We start from the raw sequence: 15,128 nt of genomic DNA on the forward strand, positions 1-15,128 counted from the left end.
AGATCAGCGACCTACTTCACGAAGCCTTTTTGCTTCAGGTAATCAGCAGCCACTTTTTTAGCATCCAGACCTTCAACTGCAATGCTGGCATTAAGCTGCTGCAGGGTTTTCTCATCAAGGGAGGCAAACACCGGTTTTAACCACTCGCCCATTTGAGGATAAGCCTTGAGCACACTTTCACGCACCACCGGCGTTGGAGCATAAATCGGCTGCACGCCTTTCGGGTCGCTTAACGTTTGCAAACCCAGTGCTGCCACCGGGCCGTCTGTGCCATAGGCCATTGCCGCATTCACACCTGAGGTTTGCTGAGCAGCAGCTTTGATCGTAACAGCGGTATCACCACCGGCTAGAGACAGCAACTGTGGCTGTTCGAGTTTAAAACCATACGCTTTTTCAAAGGCCGGAAGCGCATCGGATCGTTCGATAAATTCAGCGGAAGCCGCAAGTTTGAATTCACCGCCTTTTTTCAAATAAGCGCTGAGATCATCAAGCGAGGTGAGTTTGTTTTTTTCGGCCAGATCTTTGCGCACCGCGATGGTCCAGGTATTGTTGGCCGGCGCAGGCGTTAGCCACACCAGATGATTTTTTTCAGCATCGAGCTTTTTGACTTTCTCATAACCCTGCTGGGCGTTTTTCCAGGCTGCATCTTTTTCATCTTTAAAGAAAAATGCCCCGTTACCGGTATATTCCGGGTAAATATCCAGCTCACCCGCAGTAATCGCCCCACGGACAACCGGCGTAGTGCCTAGCTGCACTTTATTCACGGTTTTGACGCCTTGGCTGTCCAGTACCTGCAAAATGATATTGCCGAGCAGTGAGCCTTCGGTATCAATTTTTGAACCCACTTTCACCGGTTCCGCAGCTTGTGCTCCTGCGGCCAGCAAGACTAACCCCGCCATGCTCCAACGCGCTGATACGTTCATGTGCTTCCTCACTGTTTTTCTTTGCTTAAAAATCATGGAGTCGCAAAAGTTTAGTCGAGAATTGGCAGGTTGGTGGAACGAGGTGGGCAGAATAAAAAAAGAGCCGGAAAACCGGCTCTTTATGGGAGGTGTGACCAGAGAATTACTTCAGCTCAAACTCACCCTGCTTCACGCGAGCGGAATCCAGGCCAATAAACACATTAAACTTGCCAGGCTCGGCAACATGTTTCATCTGTGCATTCCAGAATTTCAATGCTTCTACGTCAATCGGGAAAGTCACAGTCTGCGCTTCACCAGGTTTGAGTGAGACTTTCTTAAAGCCTTTCAGCTCCTTGACCGGGCGGCTCATCGATGCGGTGACATCCTGCAAATACATCTGCACCACCGTTTCACCTTCGCGATCACCGCTGTTTTTCACCTCAACAGAAGCCTCAACTTTGCCGTCTGCTTTCATAGTTGGTGCAGACATTTTCACGTCAGACACGGTAAAGGTGGTGTAACTCAGACCGTAACCGAACGGATACAGTGGGCCGTTGGCTTCATCAAAGTAGCGAGATGTATATTTGTTTGGTTTTTCCGGGTTGTACGGGCGGCCAGTGTTCAGGTGGCTGTAGTACGTTGGAATCTGCCCAACAGAACGTGGGAAGGACATCGGCAATTTGCCTGACGGGTTGTAATCGCCAAACAGGATGTCGGCCACCGCATTACCGCCTTCAGTGCCGCTATACCAGGCTTCCAGCAGCGCATCAGCCTGTTGCTCTTCTTTGACCAGCGCCAGTGGACGGCCATTCATCAGCACCAGCACCAACGGTTTACCGGTCGCTTTCAACGCAGCAATTAAATCACGCTGACTTTGTGGCAGCACCAGATCGGTACGGCTTGAGGCTTCGTGCGCCATGCCCTGCGCTTCACCAACAACAGCAACAACAACATCAGCAGATTTCGCAGTATTAACCGCTTCATCGATCATCGCCTGTGCAGAACGGGTATCAACCGTAACGGCTGGCTCGTACTGGTTGAGGAAATCAACGATGCCTTTTTCATCAGTGACGTTAGCACCTTTGGCAACCACGATTTTGGCTTTGTCACCTACAGCACTTTTGATGCCCTGAAGTACGGTGATGGTTTGATCGGCTACACCAGCAGCTGACCAACTCCCCATCATGTCACGTTTGCTATCAGCCAGCGGGCCAACCACGGCGATAGTGCCAGATTTTTTCAGTGGCAATACATCGAGGCGGTTTTTCAGCAACACCATGCTTTCACGTGCCACTTCGCGAGCTTCTTTACGGTGCAGACGGCTTTCAGCGTTGGTATCTTGCGGGTCGGATTCTTTCGGCCCTAAGTGGCTGTACGGGTCATTAAACAAGCCCATATCGTATTTCACGTTGAGCACATGGCGCGCGGCATCATCGAGTTCAGCCATGGGTACCGCACCACTTTTCACCAGCTCAGGTAAATATTTGCTGTAGTACTCATCGCTCATACTCATGTTGATGCCAGAGTTCAATGCTACGCGCACCGCATCTTTCGGATCGCTCGCCACACCGTGTTTAATCAGCTCTTTAATGGCGCCGTGGTCTGAAATGGTAATGCCTTTAAATTTCCACTCATCACGTAGAAGATCTTTAAGCAGCCACGAGTCGGAAGATGCCGGAGTGCCGTTAAGGGAGTTGAGTGCCACCATCACACCACCGCTGCCAGCATCCAGTGCGGCTTTGTATGGCGGCATATAATCGTTGAACAAGCGCTGCGGGCTCATATCAACGGTGTTGTACTCTTTGCCGCCTTCCACTGCGCCATATGCCGCGAAATGCTTCACGCTGGTCATGACTGAGTAACGGTCTGCCGGGCTTTTACCCTGCATCGCTTCAACCATGGTACGACCCATAATTGACGTTAAATAAGTATCCTCACCAAAACCTTCGGAGACGCGGCCCCAACGTGGATCGCGCGACACATCCACCATAGGTGCCCATGTCATGTTCAGGCCATCGTCTGCTGCTTCATAAGCAGACACGCGGCCCACCGTTTTCACGGCGTCCAGATTGAACGAAGAGGCTAAACCGAGGCTGATTGGGAACACCGTACGTTGACCGTGGACCACATCGTAAGCAAAGAATAATGGAATTTTCAGGCGGCTAAGATCCATCACCTGGTCTTGCATAGTACGAATGTCATGACGAGTCACGGTATTGAATATCGCCCCGACTTGCCCATCCTTGATCATCTCGCGAATGGCTTCTTTCGGGTTATCTGGTCCAACACTGATTAAGCGCAACTGGCCGATTTTCTCATCGGTGGTCATTTTCTTCAGCAAATCAGTGACGAATGCGTCACGCGCTTCCGGTGTTAACGGGTGAGGGCCAAACATTTCGTTAGCCAGCGCGGGTTGCAGCGCAAGGCTAACTGCAATACTTACAGAACAGAGCCATTTCATCGACATTACTCTCTTGCTCAAGCCGCCACATAGGGCCGCACGAAGTGATAAGACGTGCAGTGTGCCACAAGGTTACTGCTGTAAGAAGAGTCGCCTCGGTGTTAAATGCTGATTTTCCGAGCGTTTCAGACGATTCATTACCAATTTGCGAGCTATGCTTGAAGACGTCACTATTTTCCCAAGGAGTGGATCAATGTCTAACCCATTTATTACTGAACTAAACCGTCTGGTTGGCAGCCAACATGTCTTAACCGATGCGGCTAAAACCGCGCGTTACCGTAAAGGTTTTCGTTCCGGCCAGGGCGATGCGCTAGCGGTCGTTTTCCCCGGGACGTTACTAGAGTTATGGCGTGTTTTGAGCGCATGCGTCAGCACCGACAAAATTATTCTGATGCAGGCCGCAAATACCGGTCTGACGGAAGGCTCAACGCCAAATGGCAACGATTACGACCGTGAAATTGTCATTATCAGCACCCTACGTCTGGATAAATTGCAGCTGTTAGATGGCGGAAAACAGGTGTTGGCCTTCCCTGGAAGCACCCTGTATCAACTGGAAAAAGCCCTAAAACCATTGGGTCGTGAGCCTCATTCGGTGATTGGCTCATCGTGCATTGGCGCATCGGTGATTGGTGGGATTTGTAATAATTCCGGTGGTTCTCTGGTCAAACGTGGCCCGGCATATACCGAAATGGCGCTATACGCCCGCATTGATGAGCAAGGAAAATTAACGTTGGTGAACCATCTGGGTATCGATCTGGGTGTGACGCCGGAACAGATCCTTGGCAAGCTCGATGACGAGCGCGTGAAACCTGAAAATGTGCTCCATGACCAGCGTCAGGCCTCCGATAAGGATTACGCTGAGCGTGTACGTGATGTAGATGCTGATACCCCATCGCGCTTTAACGCCGACCCAAGCCGCCTGTTTGAAGCCTCTGGCTGCGCCGGAAAGCTTGCGGTATTCGCCGTGCGCCTCGACACTTTTGTGGCAGAAAAACAAAACGAAGTGTTCTACATCGGCACCAATAAACCGGAAGTGCTTACCGAAATCCGCCGCCATATCCTGGCGAATTTTGAAAACCTGCCGGTGGCGGGCGAATACATGCACCGCGATATTTACGATATTGCCGAAGTGTATGGCAAAGACACCTTCATGATGATCGACAAACTCGGCACCGATAAAATGCCGCTGTTCTTTACCCTGAAAGGCCGTACCGATGCGTGGATTGAAAAAGTCCCGTTTGTAAAACCCCACTTCACCGATCGCGTATTACAACGCCTGAGCGGCTGGAGCCCAGGCCACTTACCACCACGTATGAAAGAATGGCGTGGTAAATACGAACACCATCTGCTGTTGAAAATGTCTGGCGAAGGGATTAGTGAGGCCCGTAACTGGCTTGAGAGCTATTTCCAGCTGGCAGAAGGTGGCTTTTTCGTTTGTACACCAACCGAAGGGGCGAAAGCCTTTTTACACCGTTTTGCAGCGGCCGGTGCGGCAGTGCGTTATCACGCCGTACATGCCAACGAAGTGGAGGATATTCTGGCGCTCGATATTGCCCTGCGTCGTAATGACCAGCAGTGGTTCGAGCAATTACCACCAGAAATCAGCAGCCAAATCAGCCACAGCCTCTATTACGGCCACTTTATGTGCCATGTTTTCCATCAGGATTACATTGTTAAGAAAGGGGTTGATGTCCATGCGTTGAAAGAGCAAATGCTTGAATTATTGCGTACTCGTGGGGCGCAATATCCGGCAGAACATAATGTCGGACATTTGTATGAAGCACCAGAAAGCTTAAAACAATTTTATAAGGCGAATGACCCGACTAATAGCATGAACCCAGGGATTGGAAAAACTACGAAGCACAAATGGTGGGAAGAGCAGGCTTGTAGCCATACGCATCACCACGATCCCCATTAAGTAGAACTGTCAACTGCCAGAACCCGGGCTATTTTTCGCTTATTTTTCGTACTAAATTAAAATGCAACAAGTGGTGTGACCTCACGCCACTTTGATTTTTTACGTACAGGAGCGAGAAATGTCAGTCCTTGAAACAATGCCGTCCGCTCGGATACAGGTTCGTGATGCCACAAGCGATGATATTCCCTCAATCACTGCCATTTATGAATGGCACGTCCTGCACGGCAGGGGATCTTTTGAGGAATCACCTCCCACGCTCAGCCAAATGGCAGAACGTTTACAAGCCATACGCAAGCAGGAACTCCCCTGGCTGGTCGCACTGTATAGCGGAATTGTGGTGGGTTATTGCTACGCAACCGTTTATCGCCCTCGCCCGGCGTATCGTTTCACAATCGAGGATTCGGTGTATATCGACGCCAGCATGACCGGACAAGGTATTGGGCGCGAACTGTTAAGCCATCTTATAGAGCGTTGTGAAAACGGGCCATGGAGGCAAATGGTAGCGGTCATTGGCGATGGCGAGAACAATACCGGTTCATGTCGCTTGCACAGTCAACTCGGTTTCGAAGTGGTCGGTCAATTACGTAGTGTGGGGTTTAAGCTTGGCGGGTGGCGGGATACGATAATTATGCAGCGTCCGCTCAATGAAGGCGATTGGACGCTGCCGTAATCCCCTTCAAACTCCAGTCTGCAACTCGAATTTAGGGGATTGTTCAATAATATTAGTCGTCGAGCGCGTTGCCCTGAGTACTATTACTCGCCATCTGCGCAGCTTTTTGCTTTTTATACGCTAATGCCGAGCCTGGAACTGGGGTCACCTTGCCGGTTTCCAGGAAAGAACGCAGACGGTTTGCATCCGCAAAATGGGTATATTTCCCGAACGCATCCAGTACCACCAGCGCCACCGGGCGATTGTTAATCATGGTGCGCATCACTAAACAATGTCCCGCATTGTTAGTAAAGCCGGTTTTAGTCAGCTGGATATTCCATTTATTGTTGTAAACCAAATGGTTGGTATTACGGAATGGCAGCGTGTACGGCGGATTACTGAAAGTAGCCATATCTTCTTTGGTGGTGCTCAACTGGCCGAGCATCGGATATTGCTTGGAGGCAATCAGCAGCTTAGACAAGTCACGTGCCGTAGAAACGTTGTGAATCGAAAGCCCTGTCGGCTCAACATAACGTGTATGAGTCATACCGAGGGATTTCGCTTTAGCATTCATGGCGCGAATAAATGCGTTATAGCCACCAGGATAATGGTGCGCAAGGCTCGCTGCCGCACGGTTTTCTGAAGACATTAATGCTAATAGCATCATGTCTTTACGGTCAATTTTACTATTCAGGCGCACGCGGGAATAAATTCCTTTCATTTCCGGCGTTTGGCTAATATCGACACTCAGTACTTCATCCATCGGTAACTTCGCATCAAGCACCACCATTGCTGTCATCAATTTGGTAATTGAGGCAATCGGGCGTACCAGATCAGGATGGCTGGAATAGAGAACTTTATTGGTTTGCAGATCGACGATCATGGCACTGCCAGAGGCGATCTCTTGCCCGGTACTGACCTGTTGTACGGTGGTTTTATTCGCGGCCTGGGAAGCGAATGGTACGGCAATCATCAGCGCAAGGCTGAGCAACGATAGACGGATTTTTGTCGACATGGTGACACTTCTGTAAGTATTCAGGTATACCCTTCGTCTTTCAAATTGCAGGTGTGTTGGCTAGTTTCACTCACCAAAATCACTTAGTTGACCAAGCTCATTGGGCTTCGCTTTTTTACCACCTTCCTGCAACAGGAAAGCCATTAGATATATGTAATGGCCCATCAAATCTATTCACTATTCGTATGAATAGATGAGGCGCCAGCATAATACGCTGACGCCCCTGAAAACTGCCACTATTGATTCGTAAATAAGTATCAAAATAGACGGTAACCATAACCCCAAAGAATAACGCTCAGGGCTAACAATACCTCAAGGACCAGCACGCCAATTGCGAGTGTTGAGCTGGAAAAGCTCATCCCCTCTTCTTTGTTAATACCAAGGAACTCAGGTACACCTACGTACAACAGGTATCCGGTATAAATAAGGGCTGTGGCCCCAACCAGCACGCATAACCACACCAATGGATACAATGCGACTAAGCCACTGATAAACAGCGGAGTTGCTACGTAACCGGCAAACACCATGCAACGAGCAAGCGACGGGCGATGCGGGTAGTTACGCGCCATCCACCAGATGACCCGCCCCATGACGGCGACACCAGCCAACATCAGTGCATAAAACAGTACGCCTAAATAGAATCCGGTAAACATCGACAATTGAACGAAGGTGCCATCACCAAAATTCCAGCCAATTTGGGTTGTGCCAATAAAAGCACAGATAACCGGAATGGCCGCCATGATTAATACATGGTGAGTGTAGTGATGTGTTACCGTTTCGTTCTCGCGTTTTATGTCCTGCATTTCACGATTAGGATGGGAAAAAAGCCCCCAGACATGACTCATAACGCCTCCTGACATGCCAAAAAAACCGATTGAGCACATTCAAAGTATAATGCACAGCGGCTTGATTGTTTTTTAATCACCCGAAATTATCTGCATGCCGCAAATAGCAGAATTTATGCCGCCACGTTGACGAAACGGCAAAAGCGTCATATTTAATTAACACCGCCCAATAGTGCTTTATCAGGACAACTCCCCAATGTAATTCCGTAGCCAATAAGCCTGTATCGACACGATGACTTTGTTATTTCTCAACACTGTTGAGAAATGTGTACTTATTGGATTATTACGGAAACCATCATGCTAAAAGCACTATGCCAGGCCCTGGCTGAAAAGCCGTGGCTGCGACTTCTTGGGCTCTCTTTCGTTGTTTCATCTATTGGAAATGGCATAACTTACATTGTCATTTTCAGTGAACTCATTCGCCTGTCAGCGCCTACAACCTCACTCGCCCTCGCCTACGTTCTTTCAACCGTTCCAGGTTTAATTGGCAGCAAAATAGGCGAGCGTTACTGCCAGAGAACAAACCCCTACCAGATTCTGATAGTGGGAGAATGTTTAGGGATGTTGGGTCTTCTTGCACCATTTAGCGCCGTGATGACGGGTTCTATTCCGCTATTTCTCATTGCCCAGACTGCTTCAGCCTTCACTATCGGTATGACATTCCCGGCAATGAGTAAGATTTTCAAAACGGGACTGAGCGAGAAAGAACTGCCGGTTGCCACTACGCTCGAAACCATCATTTTCGCCTGTTATGTGATTTTTGGCGTTTGTCTGGGTCTGCTGCTGTTGGGGCATATCAGCGTAATGTCATTACTGGTTCTCGATGCTTCAAGCTTTGTCATCGCACTCATTTTGCTGAGATTTTCGCGGTCACGTTTCACGAAAAACTTCATTCAAGTTTCACCCTCGCAAGCACGCATTAGTTGGCGAACATTGTCAGGCGCACAGCGGCGTGGAATTTTACTTTTGCCACTGCTGGCGTTAACTGCAGCCCCTGCCATGGCACTTCTACCCGCACTGGTTCCCCCAACATTTTCAGGGTCTGAGGCGCAAAACATGGCACTTGCACTACTTTTCGCCCGCAGTCTCGGGCAGTTAGCAGGGCCTTTAACCTTAAATCCTGAGAAATTTGAGAAAAACAGCAACAGCAATCTGTTGATGGTCAGTTGTCTTTTCGCCTTTATTACCTGCTACGGGTTAGTCCCTTTTTCACCGTCAAAATATCTGGCGCTGGCGTTTATTTTTATGGCTCACTTATTCTCAAACGTGGTGTTTTCACTGGCGATTTATACCATCCTGAAGAAGTTTGATGAGCTTCATATCTCAGCTGCAATGGCAAAAAGTTATCGGTTACAGATAATGGTAACCGCATTGGTTTCCATAGGCGCGGGTTACGGTGCTCAGTACTTTGGCGTGGTGTTTTCACTGTATTTATTCAGCGGAACAGGGTTTGTATTGATACTGATGCTTTCTTTAGGCGAGCGTTGGCTTAAACAAAAGCCGGTGAATTTCCGACCTGAGCAGCAGTAAGGAAGACAACCCCCAGAAGCGTCGTAACAACCGCTATACTGATGTTGTAGAAGAACAAGGAGTTACATCATACATCGTGGATATTAATAATCTGATTGAGCATTACGGCTACGCCGCACTGGTTGTGGGTAGCATGGCGGAAGGGGAAACAATTACGCTGCTGGGCGGCGTGGTGGCACACCAGGGGCTGCTCAAATTCCCGCTGGTGGTGCTGTCTGTGGCGCTTGGGGGCATGATTGGCGATCAACTGCTGTATCTGGTTGGCAGGCGTTTTGGTGGTTCAATTTCGGAGCGTTTTAAAAAGCATCAAAGGAAGATCACTAAGGCTAAGAAGCTGATAAACCGCCACCCTTACTGGTTTGTGATAGGTTCGCGCTTTATGTACGGTTTTCGCGTGATTGGGCCGATTTTAATCGGAGCCAGCCGCCTGCCCCCGAAAATATTCCTGCCTCTTAACATCATTGGCGCATTAATTTGGGCAACGCTTTTCACCACGCTAGGTTATGTGGGCGGTGAGGTTGTTGGCCCGTGGCTGCACAACCTGGACCAACATATCAAGCACTGGATTTGGTTGCTCGGCGTGGTCGCCTTAGTGTGGCTGGTGCGATTGTGGTTTAAACACCGCGAGAGCCGGGAGCAAGACTAATCTTTCGGTTTGAAATGTGGGTTGGCAAACATAAAACCACCGTCGACGATAAACGATTGCCCGGTGGTATAGCTGGCGCTTTCTGAACAAAGCCACGCGACCAGGCTGGCTATTTCCTCGGTATCGCCCGCTCTCCCTAGTGGGATTTCAGGGATTTTGCTCCCCGCACCGTCACCTTCTTTCATGTCGTTCATCGGCGTGGCGACAGCCCCAGGAGCGACGGCATTGACCAGGATTTTATGGTGCACAAGCTCCATGGCCATTGATTTAGTTAATCCACCCAATGCGTGTTTTGCCGCAGTATAAGCACATGCTTCAGGAAGCGGCGTGTGCTCGTGAACAGACGTGATATTCACGATTCGCCCGCCCTCACCTTGCGAAACCATCGCGCGAGCCACTTTTTGTGAGCAGAGAAATGCGCCGTCCACATCGACAGTAAAAAGTTTACGCCACTCTTCGAGTGTGACATCAAGGAAAGGATTTTTGCTCATTGCCCCCGCATTATTCACCAGCGCATCAACACGCCCGAAACGGCTAATCAGTTCATCAATGCCTGCCGCTCCGTCCGGGAGATTGGCTAAATCAAGCTGCACAGTTTCGGCTCGTCGCCCAAAACCTCTTACCTGGTCTGCCGTTTCTTGCGCGCCCTGTTCATCGGAGTGCCAGGTGATACCCACGTCATAGCCCTGCTGCGCGAGAAGCAGGGCACATTTCTTGCCAATTCCTGAATCCGACGCCGTGACGATAACGACTTTATTAGCCTCAGACATCACCACCTCCAGACTACTTTTTGACCTGTAGGTAATTATAGAAGGTGGCGAAAAAGATGTGTCCGCTACGCAGTTCCCGCTCGGTAACCACCGCCTAATGCAGAGACTAACTGCACATCAGCGTTCAGCCACTGACCGTGGAGCTCAATAGCTTTTGCCTGTTCTGACAAATCTGGCAGTGTTGCGGCACTCATTCTGGCACTCGAAATAAGACCCGCTTTATAACGCGCCCTGGCGAGAGTTTTCAGTTTTTGCGTACCTTTCAAAATAGTGAGTTGATGCTCATTTTCCGCGGCAACCGCATTTAGCTGGCTGGCCGCTTTCGTCACATCATTTACCGCTCCAACCACGGCTTTGTTATAGCTGGCAACTGACAAATTACTTTCTGCTCGCACGATATCGAGGTTGGCATTGAGTCGACCACTATCAAAGATAGGCAGCGTGAAGCCCCCGATCACACCCATTTGCTGAGCGGAACCACGGAACAAATCACTTAAATGCAACGCATCGTTTTGCAGGAAGGCGCCCAGGTTAACGTCTGGATAAAATGCTGCTTTGGCAGCCTCAACACTGCTCAATGAAGATTCGATATACCAGTGTGCTTCCTGGAGATCGGGACGGCGAGCCAGCAGTTCGTAACCTATTTGGTCTGGCATACGGCTTTTCACTTCAGGCAGCGGTGCAGGTTTAATATTTTCGGCTGCATGAGCGTCGCCAGTAATGGCGGCGAGTTGCGCTTTAGCCATATTGATACGCCCGTCGATATCATCGATTTGCTGCTGGGTTTTCACGAAATCGATATTGTTTTCCACGCCATCAACCGATGAATTTATCCCCTCGTCGTACAGCTTAAGCTCAACATCAACGATACTTTTCTGAGCCGCCAGTGTTTGCTGTTTCACATCTTTTAGTGCCAGCAGAGTCTGCATATCCCAATATAAACGCACCACATTTGTCGAAATAACCTGTTTCGCCTGGGCCATTTCGGCCTGTTTCGCCCTCATGACACCCACTTTAGCTTCAACTTCCGAGCGGTTCTTACCCCATAAATCCAGATCCCAACTGGCGGTCAGTCCAAAAGTACCGTTGGTGTAGTACGGGCCAGTAGTGCCCGCTGCCGGGTCTGTCAGGGCAAACGGCCCCATAATCCCCTCCTGGGACATTTTCTGGCGCTCAATATTGGCCGAGAAATCCATCTGCGGCCCGTCGCTTGCCTCCTGCATTTGCGTCTGAGCCTGGGCAAGCTTAATGCGTTGTTGCACAACGGCGAGATCCGGTGAGTCTTTGAGTGCGCGTTCTACAAGCCTGTCTATTTGACTATCGTGGTAACCCCGCCACCAATCACTACCCGGCCAGCCGTGAGCCAGCTCAGGCGGAAGTTTGGTGTCAAGCTGCTGTGGAGGTGTTTTTTGAGCCAGAGGCGCATCGTCATTGTGCATTGGCGCACAGCCAGACAAAACGATCATGAACGCGACACCAGCTGCCGCGAGAGGGAAACGTGAGGAAGTCATAATTAGCCACAGAGTAATAGAAAGGGCTCAAGTTACGCATTCCGGGACTAAAAAGTTTAGGTCACAGTGGCAATACACATGGGGTAAATAAGGGTTACAACTTGAAATTAATTCATGATAATTATTATTACCATGCTAAATATAACCATGATTACTACATTCCATTCAGGCACTGTCCTCTGCTTTGACCATAAGGCGTCTGTGGCAGTCTCCAGGCTCGAGTTTTTTACCCTGAGTTGAACGCACTTCTAGAGGCAAAATGGTTTGTTCAAGCTCGTTATCCAGCAACACAGAGTGCGTCTCTCCATTTTTGAACATGTAACGCTCACCCCACTGGCGCATAGCAATAACGATAGGAAAGACGGAACGGCCGCACTCTGTGAGTACATATTCTTTGTAAGCACTCCCGTCTGAGGCTGGACATATCTCTAGCACCCCAAGTTCGACCAAATGCTTCAACCGCGCAGCCAGAATATTTTTGGCCAGTCCCAGGTTTTTCTGAAACTCGCTGAAACGGCGAACATCGTCAAATGCTTCACGAATTATCATCAAACACCATCGCTCGCCAATCGCCTCTAAAGTCCTTGCGACAGGGCATTCGCTACCTGTGAGTGATTCCTGTTTAGCCATCTGAGCTTCCTTTTAATCTGCGTACTTATCTATCGAGAGCATAATCGCAAAATAAACTGGTTGCAAAAAAAAACCACCACTGATAAAAACGATTAATCTGGTTGCTAAAAGCAACCACAATACCACTGGAAATTAATGATGAATATGAAACCAGTCGTTAAAGAAGTAAGAGCAGCCACCTATGTTGTTACACAAACAGAAGATAACAATCAAAACCAGACACAGGCTGCCCCTTTGTTAACACCAGGTCTCACCCTTCTCTTTTCATTGACGTCTGCACTTGCCGTCGCGAATGTTTATTTCGCGCAGCCTCTTCTCGAATCTATGGCAAAAAGCCTCAACGTACAGTCAGCTGCGATCGGTATGGTTGTGACAATGACTCAGGTTGGATATGGGGCAGGCCTGCTTTTTATCGTTCCCCTTGGCGATATCGTTAATCGTAAATATCTCGTTATTACCCAACTCATGCTTTTAGCGACAGCATTGTTTATTGCTGGTTTCTCTCAGAACTGGGCAACATTTCTTGGAGCGATGGTTTTTGTCGGGATTATGGCAGTGGTCGTTCAGATAATGGTGGCCTATACGGCTTCGCTGGCGGCGGCGCACCAGAGAGGAAAAGCCATCGGTACTGTGACAAGTGGCGTGGTACTGGGCATTCTCCTGGCTCGTTTTACATCAGGTGTTATCGCTGATCTTGCGGGGTGGCGTGGCGTGTATCTCAGCTCTGCCTGCCTCATGCTAATGATGGCTGGCGTACTTTACAAAGCAATCCCCTCCTCCCCACAGCCCCTGATGAAGAGTTCTTATTGGGTACTTTTGAAGTCAGTACTCATGCTATTTATATCCGAACCAACGTTAAGAGCCAGAGGGATATTTGCCCTGCTTATTTTTGCCGCTTTCAGCGTATTGTGGACATCCATGGTCTTACCGTTAAGCGCGCAATCGCTCTCACATACACAGATAGGGATGTTTGGTCTGGCAGGTATTGCGGGGGCATTAGCTGCGTTAAAAGCCGGGAAGTGGGCCGATCGGGGCATGGGGCAACGTACTACAGGCTTATCACTAGCCCTATTACTCCTTTCCTGGTTACCCATCGCATTCGCCGAAACATCCCTTGTACTGCTAATTATCGGCGTCATCGTTCTGGATTTCGCCGTACAAGCAGTCCACGTGACAAACCAGAGCCTTATATTTTCTGCAAGACCTAATGCACACAGCAGCCTGGTCGGGGCCTATATGTGCTTTTATTCGTTGGGCAGCGCACTGGGAGCCATTGCCTCAACCCAGTTCTACTCACTTTGGGGTTGGGGGGCAGTATGCGCGTTAGGTGCGGGAATTAGCGCGGCAGCTTTGCTTTTCTGGTTATATTCACATCAAGAATGAAATCACATCCAGGTTGGTGACTTTTCTATAGGTATACTTTGGATAGTTCAGCGTCTCACTATCAGGTTGTTCATGCTGGTTTCTACGTGCAGGCAACCTGCCAATTATGGTTTTGCGAACAGGAGTTGCAATGACACAAAATATCTATGATAACCCCGCATTTTTTGAAGGATACGCCACGCTCGACCGCTCAATTAAAGGGCTGGATGGCGCACCGGAATGGTCAAGCATGCAAAAGCTGCTTCCTCCGCTCAAGGGAAAAACAGTCGTGGATTTAGGCTGCGGCTATGGCTGGTTTTGCCGCTACGCCCGTGACCAGGGAGCAGCGAATGTACTCGGGCTCGATGTATCAGTGAAAATGCTGGAAAAGGCGCAAGAGATGACAACCGGCGCAGGTATTGAATATCGCCGTGAAGATCTCGAGCAGTTGCAACTTGAAGCGCAAAGCGTTGATCTGTTCTACAGCTCACTGGCACTGCATTATCTGGAAAATATTCCCGCGCTTTTTGCCACGCTTTATCAGACGCTGGTACCTGGCGGCATGCTGGTGTTCTCTGCAGAACATCCGATTTATACCGCACCGCTACAGCAGGGCTGGCTGTCTGACCAGAACGGGCAGAAATCCTGGCCGGTGAATCACTATCAGCAAGAAGGCGAGCGCATAAGTAACTGGTTTGCCGACGGTGTTAAAAAGCAGCATCGCAAGCTTTCAAGCTGGATAAACGCCCTTATCACCAGCGGATTTGTCATCGAGAAACTTGATGAATGGGGCCCTGGTGCTGAGCAGATCGCGCAAAACCCGGCACTTGATGAAGAAAAAGAGCGCCCGATGATTTTCCTGCTCGCCGCACGTAAACCCCTAATCTAA

13 protein-coding genes are annotated in these 15,128 nt (G+C 49.5%); 6 read left to right on the top strand and 7 right to left on the bottom strand.

The genetic code is table 11. From position 1 onward, the window contains the following. Positions 1–11 precede the first annotated feature (11 nt). Positions 12–923: a glycine betaine ABC transporter substrate-binding protein OsmF gene (osmF, locus tag IX31_RS06700; protein ID WP_034456496.1), complete on the bottom strand. Its 912-nt coding sequence runs from the start codon at positions 921–923 to the stop codon at positions 12–14. A 142-nt stretch (positions 924–1,065) separates the two neighbouring features. Further along, on the bottom strand, positions 1,066–3,363 hold the full coding sequence (gene bglX / locus IX31_RS06705; protein WP_034457217.1) for a beta-glucosidase BglX: 2,298 nt from the start codon (positions 3,361–3,363) through the stop codon (positions 1,066–1,068). A 193-nt stretch (positions 3,364–3,556) separates the two neighbouring features. Here bglX and dld point away from each other — a divergent pair, with 193 nt between their 5' ends. Together dld and IX31_RS06715 are read left to right on the top strand one after the other, a co-directional pair. Further along, positions 3,557–5,281: a D-lactate dehydrogenase gene (dld, locus tag IX31_RS06710; RefSeq protein WP_034456497.1), complete on the top strand. Its 1,725-nt coding sequence runs from the start codon at positions 3,557–3,559 to the stop codon at positions 5,279–5,281. A gap of 118 nt (positions 5,282–5,399) precedes the next feature. Continuing rightward, positions 5,400–5,951, top strand: a complete 552-nt coding sequence (locus tag IX31_RS06715) for a GNAT family N-acetyltransferase (RefSeq protein ID WP_034456499.1) — start codon at positions 5,400–5,402, stop codon at positions 5,949–5,951. 52 nt (positions 5,952–6,003) lie between these two features. Here the strand turns inward: IX31_RS06715 and pbpG are convergent, their stop codons facing one another. Further along, on the bottom strand, positions 6,004–6,945 hold the full coding sequence (pbpG, locus tag IX31_RS06720) for a D-alanyl-D-alanine endopeptidase (protein WP_034456501.1): 942 nt from the start codon (positions 6,943–6,945) through the stop codon (positions 6,004–6,006). 257 nt (positions 6,946–7,202) lie between these two features. Next, positions 7,203–7,790: a Yip1 family protein gene (locus IX31_RS06725; protein WP_034456503.1), complete on the bottom strand. Its 588-nt coding sequence runs from the start codon at positions 7,788–7,790 to the stop codon at positions 7,203–7,205. Between the two features lie 297 nt (positions 7,791–8,087). Here IX31_RS06725 and IX31_RS06730 point away from each other — a divergent pair, with 297 nt between their 5' ends. Next, entirely contained in the window at positions 8,088–9,320 is a 1,233-nt protein-coding gene (locus tag IX31_RS06730; RefSeq protein WP_051880567.1) for an MFS transporter, read from the top strand. Between the two features lie 76 nt (positions 9,321–9,396). Next, complete coding sequence (locus IX31_RS06735) at positions 9,397–9,966, top strand: DedA family protein (protein ID WP_034456505.1); 570 nt, start codon at positions 9,397–9,399, stop codon at positions 9,964–9,966. Here IX31_RS06735 and IX31_RS06740 read toward each other — a convergent pair. From IX31_RS06740 to IX31_RS06750, 3 genes are all read right to left on the bottom strand, one after another. Beyond that, on the bottom strand, positions 9,963–10,736 hold the full coding sequence (locus IX31_RS06740; RefSeq protein ID WP_034456507.1) for an SDR family oxidoreductase: 774 nt from the start codon (positions 10,734–10,736) through the stop codon (positions 9,963–9,965). The two genes, IX31_RS06735 and IX31_RS06740, sit on opposite strands and share 4 nt — an antisense overlap. A gap of 65 nt (positions 10,737–10,801) precedes the next feature. Then, positions 10,802–12,247, bottom strand: a complete 1,446-nt coding sequence (gene mdtQ / locus IX31_RS06745) for a multidrug resistance outer membrane protein MdtQ (RefSeq protein WP_034456508.1) — start codon at positions 12,245–12,247, stop codon at positions 10,802–10,804. A 165-nt stretch (positions 12,248–12,412) separates the two neighbouring features. After that, positions 12,413–12,877, bottom strand: coding sequence for a winged helix-turn-helix transcriptional regulator (locus tag IX31_RS06750; protein WP_034456510.1), 465 nt, complete (start codon positions 12,875–12,877; stop codon positions 12,413–12,415). Between the two features lie 234 nt (positions 12,878–13,111). Here IX31_RS06750 and IX31_RS06755 point away from each other — a divergent pair, with 234 nt between their 5' ends. Continuing rightward, the gene (locus IX31_RS06755) at positions 13,112–14,260 is read left to right on the top strand and encodes an MFS transporter (RefSeq protein ID WP_034457221.1); all 1,149 of its coding nucleotides are present in this window, start codon (positions 13,112–13,114) and stop codon (positions 14,258–14,260) included. Between the two features lie 130 nt (positions 14,261–14,390). Beyond that, a complete protein-coding gene (locus tag IX31_RS06760) occupies positions 14,391–15,128 on the top strand; it encodes a class I SAM-dependent methyltransferase (protein ID WP_034456511.1) in 738 nt (245 codons plus the stop codon).

The sequence above is a fragment of the Buttiauxella noackiae genome (assembly GCF_000737905.1).
GTDB lineage: Bacteria > Pseudomonadota > Gammaproteobacteria > Enterobacterales > Enterobacteriaceae > Buttiauxella > Buttiauxella noackiae.